Here is a 23260-nt window from a genome sequence, read left to right on the forward strand (position 1 = left end):
AGGGTTGGCTGGAGTTCCAGGCCATGAAGCGCGGTGCAAACCTCCTCACGCGAGGCGATGTGTGAATCCGGTAGCCCACAAGGGGAGAGGGTGCACCGGTGCTGTGGACGAACTGGCTCCAGCTCCGCCGCATCGCGCGAAGTTGAGCGGGTCAGGCAATGACGGGGCTGGAACGGCGGGCGGATCCGCCGCACAATTGCCGGGTACTCTAAAGCATCCATCCCCAAGGACGTCCCGCGCCGTTCATGTCGATGAAATCCGCCCTCCTCGCGCTGCTCCTGCTGCTGCCCTCGATCGCGTCCGCCGCCGACATCACCGGCATCGCCAAGGTCCGCGAGGCCGACAACGTCGTGATCGGGACCACGCGCATCCGGCTCGGCGGCATCGATGCGCCGTCGGTCGACCAGTTGTGCCTCAATCCGCATGGCGAGCGCTGGACCTGCGGAGTGGCCGCGCGCGACGAACTGATCAAGCACGCCGACGGCAAGAGCTGGACCTGCCATCCGCGTTCGATCGACCGGCGCGGCCGCCAGGTGGCGCGCTGCGACGTCGAGGGCGAGGACATCCAGAAATGGCTGGTGCGCAGCGGCTGGGCGCTGGCCTATCGCAGCATCTCGCACGACTACGAACCGGACGAGGCCGAGGCGCGCGCGGCCAAGGCCGGCATGTGGCAGGGCGCATTCATCGCGCCCTGGGATTGGCGCGTCCGCAACAAGAAGACGACGATCCTCGGCGCCGCGAAGCCGCCGGAGGGCGCGCGCAACATCCTGCTGGCTTCGGCCTCGGGCCCGGTTGCACCGTCGCCGGACTGCACCATCAAGGGCAACGTCAACGGTGCCGGCGAGTGCATCTATCACACGCCGCGGAGCCGCTGGTACGCGCAGATCAGGATGCACGTCGCCAAGGGCACGCGCTGGTTCTGCTCGGTCGAGGAGGCCGAGGCTGCCGGCTGCCGCGAGACCCGGCGCTGACGCAGCTTGCGCCTCGTTGGCCGAGGCATGCCAGCCCCCCGGCTTCTCCGGCTTTTCTTGGGCTGTCGCGCCGCGTAAGACAGCGTCGTAAAAGGCCCGTCCGGGTACAGGGGCCGCATCAACCCATCGAGGACAATCGCAAATGACCGTTCGCGCGGGCCGGGAATTTCTGGCCATCCCGGGACCCACCACGATGCCCGACGAGGTGCTGCAGGCGATGCACCGGCCGGCGCTCGACATCTACTCCAAGCAGATGGTCGAGCTGACCGACGGCATCATGGCCGACCTCGGCCGTCTGTTCGCAACCCAAGGCAAGACCTACATCTACATCGCCAACGGCCATGGCGCCTGGGAGGCCGTGTTGTCCAACGTGCTGTCGCGCGGCGACAAGCTCTTGGTGCTGGAGAGCGGCCGCTTCGCGATCGGCTGGGGCAACGCGGCCAAGGCGATGGGCGCCGAGGTCGAGGTGCTGCGCGGCGACTGGCGCCGCGCGGTGCGCCCGGCCGAGGTCGAGGCGCGGCTGCGCGCCGACAAGGAGCACAGCATCAAGGCCATCGTGGTGGCGCAGATCGATACCGCCTCCGGCGTCGTCAACGACGTCGAGGCGATCGGCCGCGCCGTCAAGGCCTCCGGCCATCCCGCGCTCTACATGGTCGACACCGTGGCCTCGCTCGGCTGCATGCCGTTCGAGATGGACGCGTGGCACATCGACGTCGCGATGTCGGGCTCGCAGAAGGGCCTGATGACGCCGCCCGGCTTAGGCTTCGTCGCCGCCAATGCGCGCGCGCTCGAGGCGCACAAGCGCGCCAACATGCGCACGCCCTATTGGGACTGGAGCGAGCGCGAGGGCGCCGAGCATTATCGCAAATATGGCGGCACCGCGCCGGTACATCTGCTGTTCGCGCTGCGCCAGGCCATGGACATGCTGTTCGCCGAAGGGCTGCCGCATGCGTTCCGGCGCCATGCTTTGCTCGGCGAGGCCGTGCGCCGCGCGGTGACGAAGTGGAGCGAGGGCCAGGTCATCGGCTTCAACATCGCCGAGGCGGCCGAGCGCTCCAACACCGTGACCACCGTGCTGGTCGGCGGCGGCTATGATCCGGCCGTGCTGCAGACCTATTGCAAGGAGCAGTGCGGCGTCGTGCTCGGCACCGGGATCGGCGATCTCAGCGGCCAGGCGTTCCGCATCGCCCATATGGGCCATGTCAACGCCCCGATGGTGCTGGGCACGCTCGGCGTGATCGAAATGGCGCTGGTGGCGTTGAAGATCCCGCATGGCCGCGGCGGCCTCGATGCCGCGATCCAATGGCTCGGCGAGAGCGTGACCCCGTAAAGGACGACATGACCGACTTGAGCAACCAGGCGCCGGTGGCGCCGCGCCGCCCGTATTCCTTCACCCGCCACGGCATCACCGTGAGCGACGACTATGCTTGGCTGAAGGATGCGCGCTGGCAGGAGGTGCTGCACGATCCCACGCTGCTCGACGCCGACATCCGCGCCTATCTCGAGGCCGAGAACGCCTATGCGGAGAGCGTTCTCGGCCATACCGCGCCGCTGCAGAAGACGCTGGTCGCGGAGATGCGCGGCCGCATCAAGGAGGATGATTCCTCGGTGCCGTCGCCGGACGGGCCTTACGCCTATTTCCGCAAGTACCGCGAAGGCGGCCAGCACGAGCTGTTCTGCCGCACACCGCGCGACGGCGGGGCGGAGACGATCGGGCTCGACGGCGACGCGCTGGCCAAGGGGCACGACTACTTCAAGTTCGGCGGCAGCCGGCACTCGCACGACCACAGGCTGGTCGCCTGGAGCGCCGACACCAAGGGCTCGGAATATTTCACCATCCGGGTCCGCGACTGGGATGCTGGCAATGACCTCGACGACGTCGTCGAGCAGACCGACGGCGGCGTGGTGTGGTCGCGCGACTGCACGAGCTACTTCTACGTCAAGCTGGACGACAATCATCGCCCGATGCAGGTGTGGCGGCACAGGCTCGGTACCCAACAGGCCGACGACGTGCTGGTGTATGAGGAGCAGGACACCGGCTGGTTCACCCATGTGCACGAATCGACCTCGGGCCGGTTCTGCGTCATCGCCGGCGGCGACCACGAGACCTCCGAGCAGCGCCTGATCGACCTCGATGCGCCCGAGGCGCCGCCGCGGCTGGTGGCTGCGCGCGAGACCGGCGTGCAATATGCGATCGCCGATCGCGGCGACGAGCTGTTCATTCTCACCAATGCCGACGGCGCCATCGACTTCAAGATCGTGACCGCGCCGCTGGCCGCGCCCGAACGCGCCAACTGGCGTGACCTCATCCCGCATCGCGCCGGCATCTACGTGCTCGACCATGATCTCTATGCCGGCCATCTGGTGCGGCTGGAGCGCGCCAATGCGCTGCCGTCAATCGTGATCCGCGATCTGACCTCCGGCGAGGAACACGCGATCGCGTTCGACGAGGGCGCCTATTCGCTCGATGCGATGGGCTCCTACGAGTTCGACACCACCAATCTGCGTTTTGCCTATTCGTCGATGACGACGCCGTCGGAGGTCTATGACTACGACATGGTGACGCGGGCGAAAACCTTGCGCAAACGCCAGGAGATTCCGTCCGGGCACGATCCGGCCGACTACGTCACCACACGCATCATGGCCAAGGCCGACGACGGCGCCGAGGTGCCGGTGTCGCTGCTGCATCGGCGCGACTTCAAGGCCGACGGCACGGCGCCGCTTCTGCTCTATGGCTATGGTTCGTATGGTCACGCCATGCCGGCGTCGTTCTCGGCCAACCGGCTGTCGCTGGTCGACCGCGGCTTCGTCTACGCCATCGCCCATATCCGCGGCGGCACCGACAAGGGCTGGGGCTGGTACCTCCAAGGCAAGCGCGACAAGAAGACCAACAGTTTTGACGATTTCGCGGCCTGTGCGCGCGCGTTGATCGCCGCGAACTACACCAGCGCCAGGCGGATCGTCGGCCATGGCGGCAGCGCCGGCGGCATGCTGATGGGCGCGGTCGCCAACCGCTCGGGCGACTTGTTCGCCGGCATCGTTGCGGAAGTGCCGTTCGTCGACGTGCTGAATACGATGCTCGACGACACCCTGCCGCTGACGCCGCCGGAATGGCCCGAATGGGGCAATCCGATCGAGAGCGAGACGGATTTCCGCACCATCCTGTCCTACTCGCCCTACGACAATGTCGCGGCCAAGGCCTATCCGGCGATCCTGGCGATGGCCGGGCTGACCGATCCGCGCGTCACCTATTGGGAGCCGACGAAGTGGGTCGCGCGGCTGCGCGCGACGATGACCGGTGGCGGTCCCGTCGTGCTGCGCACCAACATGGGCGCCGGCCACGGCGGCGCGTCGGGCCGCTTCAACCGCCTCGACGAGGTCGCGATCGCCTATGCGTTCGCGCTGTGGGCGGTGGGGATGGCGGATCGGACGGCGTGAACGGCTGAGGCCAGTTCACCAGCTGACTGTTTGGCAAGATCGCGCCTCATCAACGGCGTCGTCCCTGCGAACGCAGGGACCCATAACCACCGTTGTTTATTGTTGAGCGCGCTGGAGCTACGTTCGCCGTCCCCGCACGGTCCTGTGGCTATGGTCCCGGCTCAAGGCCGGGACGACAGCGAACCTGGATTACCGGCCGTTCTTCTTGCGCCAGGCCGCAAAATCCGCCGGTGTTTGCGGATCGGTCGGCGGATAGAGGCCGAGGATGGAGCGGCCCTGCGCGACCTGCTCGGCGACGAAATCCTCGAACGCCGTCATCTCGAAGGTCTCGTCGGCGATCTCGTCGGCGATGCCAGCCGGGATGACGATGACGCCGTCGGAATCGCCGAGGATGACGTCGCCGGGAAACACCGGCGCGTCGCCGCAGGCGATCGGGCCGTTGATCTCGATCGCATGGTGCAAGGTGAGATTGGTCGGCGCGCTCGGGCGTTGGTGAAAGGCGGAAATGCCGAGCCTGGCGATCTCGGCGGAGTCGCGGAAGCCGCCGTCGGTGACGACTCCGGCGACGCCGCGCTGCTGCAGGCGGCTCACGAGAATTGCCCCCGCCGAAGCGGCGCGCGCGTCCTTGCGGCTGTCCATCACCAGCACGGCGCCGGGCGGGCACTCTTCCACGGCTTTGCGCTGCGGATGGCCGCGATCACGGAACACCTCGATGGTGTTGAGGTCCTCGCGCGCCGGGATGTAGCGCAAGGTGAAGGCCTCGCCGACCATGGTCGGCGCGTCCGGATTGAGCGGATGAACGTTCTGGATGCACTGGACGCGCAGCCCGCGCTTGAACAGGGCGGTGGCGACGGTCGCGGTCGAGACGGTCTTGAGCTTGTTGCGGGTGGCGGTGCTGAGTCTGGTCATGCTGATCCCTATCGTCATTCCGGGGCGGGCGCGCAGCGGCCGAACCCGGAATCTCGAGGTTCCGGGTTCAGGCTTCGCCTGCCCCGGAACGACAGTTCCTAATAAATCGCCGGCTCCCCGACGGCGGCGCCGAAGCCGGTCTCGAGGAAGTCGAAATCGCAGCCGTCGTTGGCCTGCTTGATGTGGCGGGCGAACATCCAGCCATAGCCGCGCTCGAAGCGCGGCGCCGGCGGTGTCCAGGCGGCGCGACGGCGCGCCAGTTCGTCCTCGGGCACGTCGAGATTGATGCTGCGCGCGGCGACGTCCAGCGTGATCAGGTCGCCATTGCGCACGAGCGCCAGCGGACCGCCGACGTAAGATTCCGGCGCAACGTGCAGGATGCAGGCGCCATAGGAGGTGCCGCTCATGCGCGCGTCCGACAGCCGCACCATGTCGCGGACCCCTTGCTTCACCAGTTTGGTCGGGATCGGCAGCATGCCCCATTCCGGCATGCCCGGCCCGCCCTGCGGCCCCGCATTGCGCAGGATCAGCACGTGGTCGGCCGACACATCCAGGTTGGGATCGTCGATCGCCTTCTTCATCGACGGATAGTCGTCGAACACCAGCGCCGGGCCGGTGTGCTTGAGAAAACGCGGCTCGCAGGCCGAGGGCTTGATGACGCAGCCGCCGGGCGCGAGGTTGCCCTTGAGCACGGCCAGCGCGCCTTCGCGATAGATCGGGTTCGACTGCGGCCGGATGACGTCGTCATTGTAGACACCGGCGCCCGCGATGTTGTCGCCGAGCGTTCGGCCATTGACGGTGAGGCAGTCGAGATGGAGATGCTCCGTCATCCGGCTCATCAGGCCAGGCAGTCCGCCCGCGTAATAGAAGTCCTCCATCAGATAGGTGTCGCCGCTCGGCCGGATATTGGCGAGCACCGGCACCTTGCGGCTCGCCGCGTCGAAATCATCGAGGCCGACGTCGGCGCCGGCCCGGCGCGCCTGCGCGATCACATGGATGATCGCATTGGTCGAGCATCCCATCGCCATGGCGACCGCGATCGCATTCTCGAACGCCTGACGGGTCTGGATCTTCGACGGCGTCAGATCCTCCCACACCATCTCGACGATACGGCGGCCGCATTCCGAGCTCATCCGGATGTGCTCGGCATCAGCTGCGGGAATCGCGGACGCACCGGGCAAGGTCATTCCGATCGCTTCTGCAATCGCCGTCATCGTCGAGGCCGTGCCCATGGTCATGCAGGTGCCATGGCTGCGCGCGATGCCGGCCTCCATCGCGTTCCAATCGGCATCCGACAGTTTTCCGGCGCGCCGCTCGTCCCAGTACTTCCAGGCGTCGGAGCCGGAGCCGAGTGTCTTGCCCTTCCAATTGCCGCGCAGCATCGGTCCGGCGGGAAGATAGATCGCCGGCAGGTTCATGCTGGTGGCGCCGAGCAGCAGCGCCGGCGTGGTCTTGTCGCAGCCGCCCATCAGCACGACGCCATCGACGGGATGGCCGCGCAGCAGCTCCTCGACATCCATCGCCAGCATATTGCGATAGAGCATCGTGGTCGGCTTCAACAGCGACTCCGACAGCGACAGCGCCGGCAGCTCGATCGGGAAGCCGCCGGCCATCAGCACGCCGCGCTTGACGTCGTCGACGCGCTGCTTGAAGTGCATGTGGCAGGGCTGGGCATCGGACCAAGTGTTGACGATGGCGATGACCGGACGACCCTTCCACTCCTCCTGGGCATAACCCATCTGCATCACGCGCGAGCGATGGCCGAAGGAGCGGAGATCGTCGGGCGCGAACCAGCGCGCGCTGCGCAATTGATTCGGTTGCTTGCGCTCGCTCATGATTGCGTCCCCCAGGTCAGCACGGTCCTGCGCTCGATGGTGCGGAAGATCAGGTTCTCGACCACGAGGCCGATCACGATCACGGTCAGCAGGCCGGCGAACACGGCGGGAATTTCCAGCAGGTTGCGGTTCTCGAAGATGAACCAGCCGAGGCCGCCCTGCCCCGAGGAGACGCCGAACACCAGCTCGGCCGCGATCAGGGTGCGCCAGGCGAACGCCCAGCCGATCTTGAGGCCGGTGAGGATGGCGCCGAACGCCGCCGGAATCAGGATGCGAATGACATAGGAGAAGCCGCTAAGTTCATAGTTGCGGCCGACCATGCGCAGCGTGTTGGAGACGCTCTTGAAGCCGGAATGGGTGTTGAGCGCGACCGGCCACAGCACCGAATGGATCAGCACGAAGACGAGGCTGCCGCTGCCGAGCCCGAACCAGATCAAGGCCAGCGGCAGCAGCGCGATCGCCGGCAGCGGGTTGAACATCGCCGTGACGGTCTCGAGAAAATCCGTGCCGATGCGCGTCGAGATCGCGAGCACGGTCAGGATCGACGCCAGCACGATGCCGGCGGCATAGCCCATGAACAGCACCTTCAGCGACGTCCACGCCCGCATCGGGATGGTGCCGTCGCGCACCTTCTCCCAGAGTGCGGCGATGGTGTCCGAGAAGGTCGGGAACAGCAGGGGATTGTCGAGATAGCTGCCATAGGCCTGCCAGATCGCCGCCAGCACGACGATGATCAGGGTCTTGCGCACGAAGCCGTCGTTCCACAACAGCTCGAACACGCTGAGCTTGCGCGCGACATCGGCCGCAGAGGCGGCCGTCGGAGCGGACGTGTCGCGCAGGATGATCTTGGCGTCAGCCATGGCAGCCGTCCTCAATGCGTCGTTGCGGGTTCGGAGAACAAGAGATCATGGATCTGCTTCTCCAGGCGCGCCGCACTGCCGTCCTCGGCGGAGACCTTGTCGACGTCGACGACCTCGGCCTTGACCCGGCCGGGATGCGGCGACAGCAGCAGGATGCGGTTGCCGATCTTGATGGCTTCGGCGATCGAATGTGTCACGAACAGCACGGTGAACTTCGTCTCGTTCCACAGCTGCAGCAGTTCGTCCTGGCAGGTCCGCCGCGTCAGCGCGTCGAGCGCCGCGAACGGCTCGTCCATCAGCAGAATGTCCGGCTCCATCGCCATGCCCCGGGCGATGGCGACGCGCTGCTTCATGCCGCCCGACAGCGTATGCGGATAGGCATCGACCACGCGCGTCAGCCCGACCTTCTCGATATAGCCGCGGGCGCGGCCCTCGGCCTCCTTGCGCGGCATCCGCCGCGCCGTCAGCAGCGGGAACATCACGTTGGCGAGCACGGTCTTCCACGGCAGCAGCTGATCGAACTCCTGGAAGATCATCATGCGGTCGGCGCCGGGGCCGGTGATCTCGCGGCCGTTGATCTGCATGCGCCCCTCGCTCGGCTTGATGTAGCCGCCGACCGCCTTCAGCAGGGTCGACTTGCCGCAGCCGGAGGGCCCGAGCAGCACGAAGCGGTCGGAGCGGTCGACGGAGAAGCCGACACGTTCCGTCGCCGTGATCACGGCGCTGGAAGTCTTGTAGCGCAGCGTGACGCCATCGACATCGAGCAGCGCGGACATCAGTTGCCCTTCAGGTCGTGCGCGACCGGCAGATAGTAGTCGGTCCACGCCTTCGGCTGGGTCTTGATGGTGCCGATCTTGGCCAGATGCGTCGCGAACTTCATCGTGCCCTGCGGCTCCAGATTCCATTCCATCATTCCGGGCTCCTTGAGCCAGGCCAGCAGGTCCTCGACCGATGTCTTGTCGCCGGTGATCTCCTTGTAGATCTCGACCGCCGTCTTGGTGTCGCTGCGGATAAGATCCTGCGCTTCCTTGGTGGCCTCGCGCAGCGCCTGGATGATCTTCGGATTGGCGTCCGCGAACTTCGTCGTGGTGAAGAACTGCGCCTGGCTGAGCGGCCCGCCCATGACGTCCGGCGAGTTCAGCACGACGTGCGCGCCCGGCACGTTCTTCATTTCCAGGAACGTGTAAGGCGGGATGGAAAAGTGGTTGTGGACCTCGTGCTGCGGATTGGTCAGCGCGGTGTAGGCATCGGGATGGCCGAGCTGCACGGTGTTGGCGTCGAGCTTGTTCCATTGGTCGGCGCCGAACGCCTCGGCGGCCGCGATCTGCAGCACGATGGCCTGGGTCGAGACCTTGACCGTCGGCACCGCGATCTTGTCGGTCGGACCGAAATCCTTGATCGACTTGATGTGGGGATCACGGCTGATCAAGGTCATCGGCTGGGCCGAGGTCGCGACGATGCCCTTCACGCCGCCGCGCGTGCGGTCCCACAGCAGCAGCAGATTGCCGGTGCCGGTGTTGAGGATGTCGACGCTGCCGGACAGCAACGCATCGGTCTGCGCGCCGCCGCCGGAGAAGGTCAGCCATTTGGTGGTGACGCCGGGCAGGCCGAGCGCCGCGGCATGCTTCTCGATCAGCTTGTTCTTCTCGATGATGTGGCTCGGCATGTAGAAGATGCCGGGCTGGCGCGACAGCGAAACTTCGGTCTTCTGCTGCGCCTGCGCCGCCCCGTTCCAGCCTGCCGCAACCAGCATGGCGGCGGCCAGCATCGGGGCCAGATCGGCCGTGCGCCCGAACATTCGAAACATTGGACAATCCTCCCTACGGCCCGGACATTCTTGACGACCGGTCTGGAAATGCACTAATGCATTAGTGCATTTCTGACAAGAGCACATCTTCGACATTCGAGCCGGACGTCCCACCTCATGGCCCTGCCTGCGACACCTCCCCCGGTGCTCACGCCCGAACGGCTCGATCCGAGCCGGCGCGCGGCGCCGCAGGTGTTCGAGCGGCTGCGCGACCAGATCATCGCGCTGACGCTGCCGCCGGGCGCGCCGCTGTCGCGCACCGCGCTGCAGACCGAATTCGGCCTGAGCTCGACGCCGATCCGGGACGCGCTGATGCGGCTGGCCGAGGAGGGCCTGGTCGACGTCTTTCCGCAGCATGCGACCCTGGTCAGCCGCATCGACGTCGGCAGGGCGCAGCAGGCGCAGTTCCTGCGCCAGGCGCTGGAGCTCGAGATCGTGCGGCTGCTCGCGCTGCAGCCCGAACTGGCTCCCACGGACGACCTGAATGCCCTGATCGCTCAGCAGCGACGGTGCGCCAAGGACGGCGATTTTGCATCGTTCACGGTCGCCGACAACGCCTTCCACCAGCGGCTCTACGCCGCTGCCGACAAGCAGGACCTGTGGACGCTGGTGCGCAGCCGCAGCGGCCATATCGACCGGCTGCGGCGCCTGCATCTGCCGTCGCCCGGCAAGGCGCAGACGATCCTGCGCCACCACAAGCAGATCGTCGACGCCATCGCGGCCGGACGGCCGGACGAGGCGCAGGCGCATCTGCGCGAGCATTTGACGGGAACGCTCAGCGATCTCGCCACCATCCGCAGCCTCTGGCCGGACTATCTCAGCGGATAGCGGTCACCATCCGCCGGGGACGGACCGTCACGCTGCTCGCCTGCGGCCCGCGCCTGAATTGGCGCGACGCTCCGGTCCGCGGTAGTTCGGATCGTCCTCGACACGGCGATCGAGCGGGCCGGTGCGCAGCCGGATGAAGAACTCCTGCACCTCCGCGGCGAGATTTTCAGCGACGCGCGAGACGTTGTTGGAGGCGTTGCGCACGCTGTCCGCGGACTGGCTGGTCTCTTCGATCGCCCCGCTGACGGTGGAGATGTTGGTGGCCAGCATCTGGCTGCCCGAGGCCGCCATCTGCACGTTCACCGAAATCTCGCGCGTCGCCGCGCCCTGCTGCTCGACCGCGCTCGCGATGGCCGTCGTGACGTCCGCCATCTGTCGCATCGCGGTCGCGACCTGCTTGACCGAGGCGACCGCGTTGCTGGTGGAGCTCTGGATGCCCTGCACGTGCTGGCCGATCTCCTGCGTTGCCTTGGCGGTTTGTTCGGCCAGCGACTTCACCTCCTGCGCCACGACGGCGAAGCCGCGGCCGGCCTCGCCGGCGCGGGCGGCCTCGATCGTCGCATTCAGCGCCAGCAAATTGGTCTGTGCCGCGATCGCCTGGATCAGGTCGACCACGGTCGAGATGCTCTGCGCGGCCTGCGCCAGGCCCTCGATCTCCGCCTCCGATCGCGCCGTGATCGTATTGGCATTACGAACGGTGGAGTTGGACAGCTCGATCTGGCGGCCGATCTCGACGATGGAGCTCGCGAGCTGCTCCGCCGCCGCAGCGACCGTCTGCACGTTGACGGCCGTCTTCTCCGATGCGCCGGCCGCGGAAGCGGCCTGCTCGGTCGCATGACCCGCGATGCCCGTCAGCACCTGGGCGGTGCTCTTCATGACGCCAACATTGTCCTCGACTTCGGACAGCAGTTCGGTCGACTTGATCCGGAACGCGTCCACCGCCTGCTCCACGATACGGTTCATGGCGTCGCGCGCCTCCGCCTCGCGGACATAGTTCGTCGAGGCCTGCTGCTGCGCGATGACGTTGTCACGGAACATCGCCACCGCCTTCGACACGTCGCCGATCTCGTCGGCGCGTTCGGCCGTCTGAAAGGTGACCGACGTGTCGCCGCTCGACAGCCGGGCGGAATCGGCAACCAGCTCCCGGATCGGCCTCGTGATCGAACGCGCGACCAGCATCGCGATGACCACGCCGAGCGCGAGGCCGGCCGCGAGCAGCGCCCACTCCGTCAGCAGAAGCTGTTCGATCAGGGCCGCGACATCGGCCGAATCCTTCACCAGCACCTCTTGCTGATAGGTTCTCAGGCCGCCGCCGAAGGTTCCGTCCGGCTGCGGCTTGCCGTCCAGGATGTCCAGCAGCCTGTTCGCGCGCGGCGCCGCCTCGGTCGCCAGCAGGAACACGGCGGCATTCCATTGCGGCGACTGCCGCAGCACAAAGATCTTGTCCGGAAGCGGCGCAAAGGCCTCGCTCGCCTTGGCGACCTTGTCGAAAGCGACCTTCTGCGTCGGCGTCAGCAGAGCCGTCTGGGAGGTGATGATGGCGACCGCATTCCTGAAATTGCCGTAGGGGCCGGCGAACTTGTCGCGATCCGAGGCATCACCCGATGCGACATACAGCCTGAGCTGCGAGCCCGCCGCGGCGAGATTGCCGCGTACGTCGGCCATCGTCTTCAACAGGCGCTTCCGCTCCGGGGACGCTTCGAGCGTATTCTCCTCGTCGATCATCCGGGTGATTTCGGCGAACATGGTCGCGATCAGCGGCGAGGCCTCGGCACCGAGCAGCTTCGTCGCCGGATAGGCTTCGGGGGTGAAGGCCACCGCCTCGGCCTTGTCCTGCGCCGCCCTGAACTCCGCAAGCAGCGGCTTGGCCTCTGCCCACAAAGCCCGGTTCGCAGGAAGCTTGAGCTTGTCGGCCAGCCGATCGAAGTCCTGGATCGATTGCTCCAACTCCGTCCAAGTCTTCCCCCGCCGCTGCTTCATCGCCGGATCCCCGGTGAGAAGATAGCCGCGCAGCGCCGCGAGCGTCGCATGGAGGTTGGCGACCAGCTGCATGCTGCCGATCGCGACCGGCGATCTCAGCTCGACGATCGTCCGAAATTTCGCCGAGACGTCGGAAACCGCATAGGCCGAATAACCCACGGCGCAGGCGAGCAGCATGCAGATCAGACCGAACCCGGCGAGCAGCCGGCTCTGAATCTTCACCTTTGAAACCAAGCCGAGCATTCATCCCCCCACACTTTCAGAACGACGGCCGCAGCCGGGCCGGCCGACTCACGCAACGTGTCTCGCCCCCGTCACGCCGGCGATGTAGTTCCGCCGCCGCTCCGGGCCCTTGTAGCTCGCGTCATCTTGCCTGCGGCGATCGAGCGGTCCGGTGCGCAGCTTGACGAAGAAGCTGCGAACCTCCTCCGCCAGCCGTTCGGCCGCCAGCAACACATGAGCCGACGATTCGGACACCTGGTCCGCCGAGCGGTTGGTCTTATGGATGGCATCGCTGACGGTGGCGATGTTCGAGGCCAGCGTCTGCGAACCGGCGGCCGCCATCTGCACGTTCTCTGAAATCTCGCGGGTGGCGGCCCCCTGCTGCTCGACCGCGCTGGCGATCGCGCCGGTGACCTCGTCGATCTCCCTCATGGCGACACCGACCTGCTTCACCGAGGCGACGGCATTGCCGGTCGACGTCTGGATGCCCTGGACGTGCTGCGCGATCTCCTGGGTCGCCCTTTCGGTCTGCTCCGCCAGCGATTTCACCTCCTGGGCGACGACGGCGAAGCCGCGGCCGGCCTCTCCGGCGCGTGCGGCCTCGATGGTCGCGTTGAGGGCGAGCAGGTTGGTCTGCGCCGCGATCGCCTGGATCAGATCCACCACCGAGGAAATGCTCTGCGCCGCCTGCGCGAGACCCTCGATCTCGCTCTCCGAACGGGCCGTCGTGGTATTGGCCGAACGCACCGTGGCGTTCGAACGGTTGATCTGACGCCCGATCTCCTGGATCGAGCCGGCCAGTTCTTCCGCTGCCGCAGCAACGGTCTGAACGTTGGAGGCCGTGCGGCCCGAGGCGTCGGCGGCGGCCTCGGCCTGCTGGGTCGCCTGCGCCGCGATGGAGGTGAGCCCACTGGCGGTCTGTTTCAGACTGCCGGCATTGTCGCCGACCTGCCCCAACAGCCCCTCGGCCGCGCGCCTGAACTCCTCGACCGCCTGCTCCATGTTGCGGTTCACGGCTTCGCGGTGTTCGGCGGCATCGACCACGTTCTTGGCCGCCTGCTGTTGCGCAAGGACGTTGTCGCGGAATTTCGCGACCGCCCCCGCCAATTGACCAACCTCGTCACCGCGCCGGGCGCCGAGGAACTCGACCGACGTGTCGCCGGCCGACAGCCGTCCGGCTTCGTCCACCAGCACCTGGACGGGCTTGACGATGCTGCGGGTGATCAGCACCGCGCTGATGACGCCCACCAGCGCGGCGACGAGCGCCGTGATGAGGCGGATCCGGGCTTCGCCCTCGAGCAGCGCGAGGGTCTCGGCGACGGTCGTGACATAGTTCGACCGGATGCCGCTCTCCACCTTTTCGATCCGCTCGATGGCCGTCGTCGTCAACGGCGCGATTTCAGTCGCGTAGATCGCGTCGGCGCGGAGCAGATTGCTGGACGCCTTCTCGAAGCTATCGGCATATTTGGCCAGATCGGCCTCGACCGTCGCAAGCAGCGGCGCCAGCGCGCCGATGTCCTGCTTTTTCAGCTCGGCGATCTGCGCCCTCGCACGCCCCAGTTCGGCGATGAAGGCGTCACGCGATTTGACCTCATGGGTGGCGAGGTGCCGCCAGACATGGACCCTTGCTGCGCCGATGCGCACGTCCAAAGCGGACATCATCTGGCTCTGAGCCGTGGCTTCGGCGGAATCGGCCAGCTTGCGCAGATCCGCCGCGAGGCGGTCGCCGTCCACGAACAATACGTCGCGGGCGGCAAAGGAGGCCTGCATCAGGTTTCCCAGGGCGTTGCCCTTCTCGCTCAGCGACGCAATCTCCGGCTGCAGCTGCCGATACGCCGCCAGCCGCTCCTGGGACACGGTCCGACTGATGGTCGCCTCGAGCGTCGCGGTGGCGTTCGCCAGCCGGGCCTGGGCTTCGGCATAGGACGCCTGGTCACGATCGCTCCGGTAGCGAAGCATCGCCCGCGACGACGCATGGAGATCGGCGGAGAGTTTCACCACGCCAATCGCGTTCTGCGACTGGTCCCCCATCCGCAGCACCTTGGCGGAGATGATGCCCTGCTGCCAAAAGCCGAACGCGGCAGTTGCCAGTCCGATCACCACGAGGACGCCGAAACCAACGATCAGACGAATGCCGATCTTCACATCGCCAAGCACGGAATTCACCCACCCAAGATCTTGAATTGTCGAGAATATGCTCAAAGGCTGCGCGTGCGAGCGTGATGCGCCCGTTACAATCAAAGCGAGAACCTCAGTGACTTTCTGCTGATCGGATTAAGCGAATGTGAAGGCATCCGGCCGTACAACTACGGCGCGAGTTTCTCGAAACGAGGCAGCGGTGGTTCGAGCGCTGGTTCCCCGACACCTCCCCGGACCCCGGAAAGCCCGCGCCCTCGTCCGTCCGCTCGCGCGTATTTCCGCCGACCGGACGAGGATGTGACTCGGCCGGTGAAGTGCTTGCGGCGCGCCACGAATTGCGCAAACCTTTGCAACTGACCGTTGGTCTTGCTGCCAGCCATTCGGGAGATGCGAAGCGTGGCGAAGATACTGGTCGTAGACGACGATCCCGTCATGCAGCTGACCGTTCAGCGCGTGCTGGAACAGGGCGGCCACGTCGTGGCGCTCGCGGGCGACGGTCAGAAGGCGCTGACCCGGTTCGAGAGCGAGAGCTTCGATCTGGTCATCCTCGACATCTTCATGCCGGGCATGGACGGGCTGGAGACGATGCGCCTGATCCTCAAGCGGACCCCAGGTGTTCCGATCATCATGACCTCGGGACGGCCGCACACCCCGAACCCCATGTCGGAGCCGGACTATCTTACCATGGCGACCAAGCTGGGGGCCGTGTCCGCCTTGCCCAAGCCGTTCAAACCGGCGACCCTGCTGACGATGGTTTCCGATTGCCTGGCGTCGGCAGGCAAGCAAGCTGTTCCACCGCGGCCAGGCCAAGATGCTATTCCGAACTCCTGACAGCAACGCCAACCAGCCATCGTTGAGCGGCACCGCAGGCGCAAGCGAGGCCGGCGGTCTCGGCCGTCGGGTGACGCTGACGACACGGCTGGCGATCGCGATGATCCTGCTGGTCGCCATCGCCGTGTTTGCCGTCGGCTGGCTCGGCTACCGCGGCCTCGAGCGCGCGCTGCTGCCACGCGCGCTGGACCGCATCGAAGCGCATTCACGCCTGATGGCGACGGAGCTCGAAAGCTATGTCGCCAGCGCCCGCAAGGATCTGATCGCCTATCGCTCGACACCGAACCTGGCCACGCTCATCCGCACGCTCAAGACGGGGGCCCCGGACCCCCGCGAAGGACTGCCAGCGCAGTCGTGGCGCGAACGTGTCGCGATGGGCTACTTCGCCGAGCTGGAAGCCAAGCAGACCTACGCGATGATCCGTCTGATCGGGATCGAGAACGATTATCGCGAGCTCATCCGCGCCGATCGGCTCGGACCGGACAATGCCATCCGGATCGTTCCCGAGAACGAGCTGATCGCGCGCGGCGCGCGCAACTACATCAAGGAGACCCTGAGCCTCGCGCCCGGCGGCATCCGCATCTCACCGGTCATCCTCGACGGCAATACGACGGATCCGAAGACCGGGGTGCCGATGCTGTGCGTCGGCACCCCGGTGTTCTCGCCGGACGGCAAGCCATACGGCATCCTGATGCTCGATCTCGACATGCGCCCCGTGTTCGCGCATCTGCGCACGGCCGCACGGCCAGGCGCGCAGCTCTATGTCGTGAATGCCCGCGGCGATTATCTGTTTCATCCGGAATCCGACCGGGAATTCGCCTCGAAACGCGGCCGCTCGACGCGCTGGCAGGACGACTTCCCGACGCTGGCCGGCGCGACCGGCACCAGGGAGGGCTTTGCGCGGATCCTCCACGACGATGCGAACCGTCCCGGGGGCGTCGCCTTCGCGCCGGTGATGCTTGCCGGACAGGAATGGGTGGCGGTGATCGAGACGATTCCGAACACGGACTTCATGGCGCCCGCCCTCGCCATCCGCAAGACGGCGATCGAGGTCGGGCTGATCGCGATGCTGTGTGCGGCCGCGCTTGCCTTCGTGGTCGCGCGCTCGCTGACGCGTCCGATCAATCAGCTGACCCAGGCCGTCGAAGGTGTGGGACGCGGCGAGCCGGTGAAGATCCCGCTCGAGGCGGTGGGCGAGACCGGCGTGCTGGCGCGCGCCTTTGCCCGCGTGCTGGACGAGGTCCGCACCAAGACCGCGGAGCTGGAGCGCGAGGTCCAGGAGCACTATCTGACCGAAGCGGCGCGCGACCATTTCGCCGCCCGCGAGCGCCTCTACAATGCGGCGGTCGAATCATCGAACGACGCGATCGTGACGCTGTCGCTCGACGGCACCATCACGGCGTGGAACCCTGCCGCCGAGACCATGCTGGGCTACTCCGCCGAAGAGGCTGTCGGCCACCACTCGGACTTCGTCGTGCCGCCCAACCGCATCGCCGAGGCGCAGGACATTCTGGTACGCGTGGCGCGCGGCGAGCGGATCCAGCACTTCGAGACCGTGCGGATCCGCAAGGACGGTCAGCTCGTCCAGGTCTCGCTCAGCGTCTCCCCGATCAAATCGCCAACCGGTCAGATCATCGGCGCCTCCAAGATCGCGCGCGACATCACCGAGAGCCGCAGGACCGAGCAGGCGTTGCGGCAGCAGACCGAGGAGCGCCGTCGCATTTTCGAGACCTCGCAGGACCTGATCCTGATCAGCGATCGCGGCGGCATCCTGGTGCAGGTCTCGCCCAGCGCGGAGGCCACCCTCGGCTATGCGCCGGCCGAGATGATCGGCCGCAGCGGCGCCGACTTCATCCACCCCGACGATCTCGCCAAGGCCCGTGACGAGCTTCGCGCCTCGCGCCACGGCCTGCGCACACGAACCTCCGATGCGCGCTTCATCCACAAGGACGGCCGCGTCGTGACGCTGTCCTGGACATCGAACTGGTCGGAGCCGGTGCAGCGCCACTTCTTCATCGGGCGCGACATGACGGAGAGCAGGCTGGCGCAGGAGACCCTGCGCGAGAGCGAGCAGCTCGCCCGCAACATCGTCGAGACCGCGCTCGACGCCTTCGTCCAGATCGACGACAAGGGCGCCATCCTCAACTGGAACTCGCAGGCCGAAAAGATCTTCGGCTGGTCCCGCGCCGAGATCGTCGGCAAGGACGTGTTCGACGTGATCACCGTCGACGGCGAGGGCGCGGAGCTGCGTGCGGCGCTCGGTCGTATCCTGATGTCCGGACAGGCGTCCGTGCTCGGCGTCGGCCGGCGGCGCGAAGTCATGGTGAAACGGCGCGACGGCCGCGAGTTCAGGGCCGAGCTCAGCGTCACCGCGCTGAAGACGCGCAACGGCTTCGTGCTCAACGGCTTCTTCCGCGACCTGACCGAGAAGATCGCGACGGAGGAGCGGATCCGCCAGTCGGAGAAGATGGAGGCGATCGGCCAGCTCACCGGCGGCATCGCCCATGACTTCAACAACATTCTCACCGTGATCACCGGAACGATCGAGATCCTCGCCGCGGCGGTCGCCAAGGAACCACAGCTGGCGGCGATCACCAGGATGATCGACGAGGCCGCGGCGCGGGGCGCCGACCTGACGCAGCATCTGCTCGCCTTCGCACGCCGGCAGCCGCTGCAGCCGCGCGAGGTCGACGTCAACACGCTGATGATCGACACCGCCAAGCTGCTGCGGCCGACGCTCGGCGAGCAGGTCGAGATCGAGTCGGTGTTCCAGGACGAAACCTGCGTCGCGCATGTCGACCCCAACCAGCTCGCCACCGCGATCATCAATCTCGCGCTCAATGCGCGCGACGCGATGCCGAATGGCGGCAAGCTGATCCTGGAAACCGGCTGGGCCGACCTCGACGAGAATTATGCGAGCCTCTACGACGACGTCAGGCCGGGTCGCTATGCGATGATCGCGGTGAGCGACAGCGGCAGCGGCATTCCGGCAACCATCATCGACAAGGTCTTCAATCCGTTCTTCACCTCGAAGGGACCGGGCAAGGGCACCGGACTCGGCCTCTCGATGGTGTACGGCTTCGTCAAGCAGTCAGCCGGGCACATCAGGATCTACAGCGAAGAAGGCCACGGAACCACGATCCGCATGTACCTGCCGCCCGGCAGCGAGGGCGCGGTCGTTTCGTCCTCGGGAGCCGCGCCGGCCGTCGTCGGCGGCGACGAGACGATCCTGGTGGTGGAGGACGACCGCCTGGTGCGCGGCTACGTGCTCGCCCAGCTCCATGCGCTGGGCTATGCAACGCTCGAAGCAGGCAACGCTGCGGAGGCGCTCGCGATCATCCACGCCGGCGAGCCGTTCGCCCTGCTGTTCACCGACATCATCATGCCGGGGACGATGAACGGGCGCCAGCTGGCATCCGAAGTCCAGCGGCTCCGCCCGGGGCAGCGGGTGCTGTTCACGTCTGGCTATACCGAAAACGCCATCGTGCATCACGGCCGGCTCGACGAAGGGATCCTCCTGCTGCCGAAGCCGTATCGCAAATCCGAACTGGCCACGATGGTCCGCAAGGCGCTCGCCGCGAACGATGCGTGACGCCGCCGATGCGACAAACCGGCGCGGTGGCGGGAACAAGGATGCCAGCGCGCAGCGCCGCTCTCGTTCTCAATTGGCGCGCGAAGCGGTCATCACGATGCGAATCAGGTCAGCCGCGTTGCGCGCGCCGAGCTTCTTCATGATGTTGGCGCGGTGATCCTCGATCGTCCGCGGGCTGATGCCGAGCGTGCGCCCGGCCTCCTTGTTCGAGGCGCCTGCCGTGAATTGTTCCAGGACCTCGCGCTCGCGCCGCGTCAGCGGTTCGCGGCCGGGGAAATGCAACGATCCGATCTTCGGCGAAGCGTTCTCCTTCTGCCGCCGCGCGAACGCCCCGATCGCTTCGTTCAGGCGGGCCACGATCTCGCTGCCGCGAAACGGCTTCTCGATGAAGTCGAGCGCGCCGTTCTTGATCGCATTCACCGCCATTGGGATGTCGCCCTGGCCCGAGATCATGAAGATCGGCGCCGGATAGTCCTCACCATGCAGTTCCCTGAGAATGTCGAGCCCGGACTTTCCGGGAATGTGCACGTCGAGCAGGATGCAGGACGGCGTCCTGCTTCGGGCCACCGCCAGGAGTGCGGCACCATCCGCAAAGCAGATCACCTCGTATCCTCCCGCGGACAAGACCATCGAGAGGGTGTCGCGCACGGCTGGGTCGTCATCGACGACGAAAATCTCACCGCGGGATGTTGTTTGTTCAGCCATGGGCGATTGCTCTTGCAAAGGGAGAAGAAACAATGAAAGCGCGTCTTATGATACCATACTCGTGAGGTTGTTTGGGCACCCGTATTTGTACGGCTTATGACCGGAACCCACAAGTAGTAGCTGCGGATCAGCAAACGCCGTTACGAGAACACGATCTGAACACGATCTCAAGGCAGTCGTTGCGGATCGCATGCTGTCTTGCGATACACGTCGGCGCCGACATCATCATGATCGAAATCAAACCCGGAGCGCGCGGCCTCAGCCGCCGCGGAGAGATACGCGATCGCCGTGTTCCAGCGGGAACGATCGCAAGTCGCCGACGGATTTCTGCACGGCATTCGACACAAGCGGCCGGCCGGCTGCCTGCACTGCCCTTGTTTTGATCAGACGGCGGCGGGATCTGGACGGTGCATAACTTTACGACTCAAGGCATCACGAACGCGAGCCCGGAGCCGTTGTTGCTGCTCTGTCAAGACCGGTGCTTCGCGGCAACACCGTCGGCTGCGACGCCGCCCCAGGTGTGAACCACCGGCAGACCGAGCGCGGTCTTGCCGAGATTGGCGAGGAAGATGCGCAAAGCCGCCAGATCGACCGGTTTTGGCAGACTCTGCAGATCGATCCCGAGCGAGCGGGCATAGAGCCGGGCCGCGATACGCCTTGCCGCGTCCATGCCGCTGATCACGATCACGGAACCGGCGAAGCGGCTGTCGGCAATCGCCTTGAGGACGTCGGTGCCGTCGCCATCCTCGAGCATGAGGTCGAGTGTCACGCAGTCGAACCGCTTGTTGTGTACCTCACGGATCGCATCACCGCAGGTGGCGACGACCGTCACCGCATGGCCGGCCTGCTTGGCGGCGAGCGAAATCAGCGTCCTCTGAGCTGCATCGTCATCGACGATCAGAAGCTGCAGCGCACGCCGATCACCATCCTCCGCGACGCCCCGCCGATTGGCGGCTAGTTCCGAACTCATGACCGACATTGGTCGTTCCTGACGAAATTGACTGACTTCATCGTCATACACGTTCAGTCCTGCGACGACGTAAAGTGGGTCTCCGAAAAACGGCCCCCTGGCTTAGGAGTTGTGCAGGGGATTCGTCGGCCTCTCGCTCCGCGCCGCAGACTTGCGGACTTTCGCGAACAGGCGCCGGACGCACCTCCGAGCTGCGGGCACGAGAATTAGTTCACGGTCGTTTCCTGACCGGAGGACGCGCCCGAGCGCTTCTTCTTGTTCTTCCCCTTGATGAACTGAATGTCCATCTCGGAGCCGTTGACCCGGACCAGCTCGCAGCGCCTGTAGGCGAGGCCCGTCGAGGAGAGCAGCAGAAAGAACTCCTTGAGGTTCAATCCCTGGATGGATCCTTCGACAGTCAGCACTGCGTCGTTGTCCGAAATGGCGTTGAGCTGACAATCCCGCCGCCAAGTCCCGTCGATGCCCATGATGCAGACATCGTAGCCGCGGCTGAAGGTGACGCGCTCCGTACTCTTGTTCTCTTCAGACATCTCTGTGTCCTGCTCTGGTGCCCTCGGGCGAGACCTAGTTGCCGGCGGCCGCGACTCGCTGCACGCCCGAGAGCGGTCCCTTCGCCGTGGACGCCGCGCCGCTCGGACGGTACAGGCCGCGACGATCCGGAAGCGGCTTGAACACGTCAGTCAGCCCGACCACCGTTTCGGCCGCGCCGAGAACCAGGAAGCCGTCCGGCTCCATCAGCTTGGCGAGCCGGCCGAAGATGTTGACCTTCGTGTCCTGATCGAAATAGATCAGCACGTTGCGGCAGAACACGACGTCGAACGTTCCGAGCTGAGAGAAGTCGTGCAGCAGGTTGAGCTGGCGATGCTGGACCATGCCGCGAACGTCGGAATTGATCTGCCAGAGCTCACCGGCCTGCTTGAAGTACTTGACCAGAAGCTGGATCGGCAGTCCGCGCTGCACCTCGAACTGGCTGTAGAGGCCGGCCTTCGATTTCTCCAGCACTTCCTGGGACAGATCGGTGGCCACGATCTCGACGCGCCATCCGCTGAGCGCGGCGCTCATCTCCTTGAGCGACATCGCCAGTGAATAGGGCTCCTGGCCGGTCGAGCAAGCGGCGCACCAGATGCGGAGCGACTTTCGACCGGCCCGAGCCTTCAGGAGCTCCGGCACGATCACGTCGCGAAAATGATCGAACGGAACCTTGTCGCGGAAGAAGAACGTCTCGTTGGTCGTCATGGCTTCGACGACCTGACTGACCAAGACGCTCGATCCGTCCCTCAGCTTCTGGACGAGATCGCTGATGCTGGCGAGGCCGGCCTTGCGCGCGAGCGGAAGCAGACGGCTCTCGATCAAATATTGTTTGTCGGCAGACAGGTCGAGACCGGATTTGTCTCGAAGCAGCTTGCGCAGGAATTCATAATCTGGCTGGTTCACGGACGGCCTCTTCTGGCAGACGAAGGGATCAGGCGGATTCGGCTGACAGTGCCTGGATGAGACCGACTTCCTGGAACTTGGCGGCGACGATTTCCTTGTCGAACGGCTTCATGATGTACTCGTTGGCGCCGGCGTTCAGCGCGCGCGAGATGTGGTCGATGTCGTTCTCCGTGGTGCAGAACACCACCTTCGGGCCCTCGCCGCCGGGCAGCCGGCGCAGACGTCCGAGGAAGTCGTAGCCGTCCATGACCGGCATGTTCCAGTCGAGCAGGATCGCGTCCGGCAGGCCTTTGGTGCAGAGCTCCAAGGCCTGCTCGCCATCTTCCGCCTCGACGACCGAGAAACCCAGTTCCTCCAGAATTCGGCGTGCGATCTTGCGCACCACGCTGGAATCGTCCACGACCAAACAACTCTTCATTTTTTCCCCCATGGGATGGTTGACGGGCTAGGCGGCAATTGCAGCTTTCGGCAGAAGCTCAAGCACGCGATCGACATCGAGGACGACCATCAGCTGGCCTTCGAGCCGATGCACGCCGCCCGCAAATTTGGCCATCCGCGGATCGAGGTTGACGGGGTTTTCCTCCCGGCTCTCCTCGGGCAGCCGCAGCACCTCGCCGATCTGGTCGATCAAGAGGCCGTAGGACTCGCCGCGCAGATCGACACCGACCGCCATCGGCGGCTTGCCGTCGTCGGCCCGGGCGAGGCCGAGCCGCGCCCGCATGTCGACAACGGTCACGAT

The 23260-nt window shown here is 65.9% G+C and carries 19 protein-coding genes; 6 read left to right on the top strand and 13 right to left on the bottom strand.

The window, feature by feature from the left end:
• Window positions 1–245: 245 nt before the first annotated feature.
• The 3 genes from ACQR1B_RS35560 to ACQR1B_RS35570 all read left to right on the top strand — a co-directional run bounded on the left by ACQR1B_RS35560 (window position 246) and on the right by ACQR1B_RS35570 (window position 4409).
• Entirely contained in the window at window positions 246–971 is a 726-nt protein-coding gene (locus ACQR1B_RS35560; protein ID WP_434837561.1) for a thermonuclease family protein, read from the top strand.
• Window positions 972–1113: 142 nt separating this feature from the next.
• Window positions 1114–2301, top strand: coding sequence for a pyridoxal-phosphate-dependent aminotransferase family protein (locus tag ACQR1B_RS35565; RefSeq protein ID WP_434837562.1), 1188 nt, complete (start codon window positions 1114–1116; stop codon window positions 2299–2301).
• A gap of 8 nt (window positions 2302–2309) precedes the next feature.
• Complete coding sequence (locus ACQR1B_RS35570) at window positions 2310–4409, top strand: S9 family peptidase (protein WP_434837563.1); 2100 nt, start codon at window positions 2310–2312, stop codon at window positions 4407–4409.
• Between the two features lie 189 nt (window positions 4410–4598).
• Here the strand turns inward: ACQR1B_RS35570 and ACQR1B_RS35575 are convergent, their stop codons facing one another.
• The 5 genes from ACQR1B_RS35575 to ACQR1B_RS35595 form a co-directional block, all read right to left on the bottom strand.
• Window positions 4599–5318: a ribonuclease activity regulator RraA gene (locus tag ACQR1B_RS35575; protein WP_434837564.1), complete on the bottom strand. Its 720-nt coding sequence runs from the start codon at window positions 5316–5318 to the stop codon at window positions 4599–4601.
• 98 nt (window positions 5319–5416) lie between these two features.
• A complete protein-coding gene (gene araD, locus ACQR1B_RS35580; protein ID WP_434837565.1) occupies window positions 5417–7153 on the bottom strand; it encodes an L-arabinonate dehydratase in 1737 nt (578 codons plus the stop codon).
• Window positions 7150–8013: an ABC transporter permease gene (locus ACQR1B_RS35585; protein ID WP_434837566.1), complete on the bottom strand. Its 864-nt coding sequence runs from the start codon at window positions 8011–8013 to the stop codon at window positions 7150–7152. The genes araD and ACQR1B_RS35585 overlap by 4 nt, the downstream gene beginning before the upstream one ends.
• Before the next feature lie 11 nt (window positions 8014–8024).
• The gene (locus ACQR1B_RS35590) at window positions 8025–8789 is read right to left on the bottom strand and encodes an ABC transporter ATP-binding protein (protein WP_434837567.1); all 765 of its coding nucleotides are present in this window, start codon (window positions 8787–8789) and stop codon (window positions 8025–8027) included.
• The gene (locus tag ACQR1B_RS35595; protein WP_434837568.1) at window positions 8789–9820 is read right to left on the bottom strand and encodes an ABC transporter substrate-binding protein; all 1032 of its coding nucleotides are present in this window, start codon (window positions 9818–9820) and stop codon (window positions 8789–8791) included. The genes ACQR1B_RS35590 and ACQR1B_RS35595 overlap by 1 nt, the downstream gene beginning before the upstream one ends.
• Window positions 9821–9937: 117 nt before the next feature.
• Between ACQR1B_RS35595 and ACQR1B_RS35600 the strand changes: the two genes are divergently transcribed.
• Window positions 9938–10648 carry a GntR family transcriptional regulator gene (locus ACQR1B_RS35600; RefSeq protein ID WP_434837569.1) on the top strand — a complete coding sequence of 237 codons (711 nt, stop codon included), beginning with the start codon at window positions 9938–9940 and terminating at the stop codon, window positions 10646–10648.
• Window positions 10649–10675: 27 nt separating this feature from the next.
• Here the strand turns inward: ACQR1B_RS35600 and ACQR1B_RS35605 are convergent, their stop codons facing one another.
• Window positions 10676–12871, bottom strand: a complete 2196-nt coding sequence (locus ACQR1B_RS35605; protein WP_434837570.1) for a HAMP domain-containing methyl-accepting chemotaxis protein — start codon at window positions 12869–12871, stop codon at window positions 10676–10678.
• 48 nt (window positions 12872–12919) lie between these two features.
• Window positions 12920–15016, bottom strand: coding sequence for a methyl-accepting chemotaxis protein (locus tag ACQR1B_RS35610; protein WP_434837571.1), 2097 nt, complete (start codon window positions 15014–15016; stop codon window positions 12920–12922).
• Window positions 15017–15385: 369 nt separating this feature from the next.
• Here ACQR1B_RS35610 and ACQR1B_RS35615 point away from each other — a divergent pair, with 369 nt between their 5' ends.
• Window positions 15386–15820 (top strand): response regulator, encoded by a 435-nt coding sequence (locus ACQR1B_RS35615; protein WP_434837572.1) that lies wholly within the window; start codon window positions 15386–15388, stop codon window positions 15818–15820.
• The gene (locus ACQR1B_RS35620) at window positions 15801–19412 is read left to right on the top strand and encodes a PAS domain S-box protein (RefSeq protein WP_434837573.1); all 3612 of its coding nucleotides are present in this window, start codon (window positions 15801–15803) and stop codon (window positions 19410–19412) included. Before ACQR1B_RS35615 ends, ACQR1B_RS35620 begins: the two co-directional genes overlap by 20 nt.
• Window positions 19413–19481: 69 nt before the next feature.
• Here ACQR1B_RS35620 and ACQR1B_RS35625 read toward each other — a convergent pair whose 3' ends face one another.
• The 6 genes from ACQR1B_RS35625 to ACQR1B_RS35650 all read right to left on the bottom strand — a co-directional run.
• Window positions 19482–20117 (bottom strand): response regulator transcription factor, encoded by a 636-nt coding sequence (locus ACQR1B_RS35625; protein WP_006612093.1) that lies wholly within the window; start codon window positions 20115–20117, stop codon window positions 19482–19484.
• A 469-nt stretch (window positions 20118–20586) separates the two neighbouring features.
• The gene (locus ACQR1B_RS35630) at window positions 20587–21096 is read right to left on the bottom strand and encodes a response regulator (RefSeq protein ID WP_434837574.1); all 510 of its coding nucleotides are present in this window, start codon (window positions 21094–21096) and stop codon (window positions 20587–20589) included.
• 197 nt (window positions 21097–21293) lie between these two features.
• Window positions 21294–21617: a PilZ domain-containing protein gene (locus ACQR1B_RS35635; RefSeq protein WP_434837575.1), complete on the bottom strand. Its 324-nt coding sequence runs from the start codon at window positions 21615–21617 to the stop codon at window positions 21294–21296.
• 34 nt (window positions 21618–21651) lie between these two features.
• Complete coding sequence (locus ACQR1B_RS35640; RefSeq protein WP_434837576.1) at window positions 21652–22521, bottom strand: CheR family methyltransferase; 870 nt, start codon at window positions 22519–22521, stop codon at window positions 21652–21654.
• Window positions 22522–22549: 28 nt separating this feature from the next.
• On the bottom strand, window positions 22550–22939 hold the full coding sequence (locus ACQR1B_RS35645; protein WP_434837577.1) for a response regulator: 390 nt from the start codon (window positions 22937–22939) through the stop codon (window positions 22550–22552).
• Window positions 22940–22966: 27 nt separating this feature from the next.
• On the bottom strand, window positions 22967–23260 hold a 294-nt coding region (locus tag ACQR1B_RS35650), incomplete at its 5' end, for a chemotaxis protein CheW (protein WP_434875151.1).

It is taken from the genome of Bradyrhizobium oligotrophicum (assembly GCF_051168495.1).
GTDB classification, from domain to species: Bacteria; Pseudomonadota; Alphaproteobacteria; order Rhizobiales; family Xanthobacteraceae; genus Bradyrhizobium; species Bradyrhizobium oligotrophicum_A.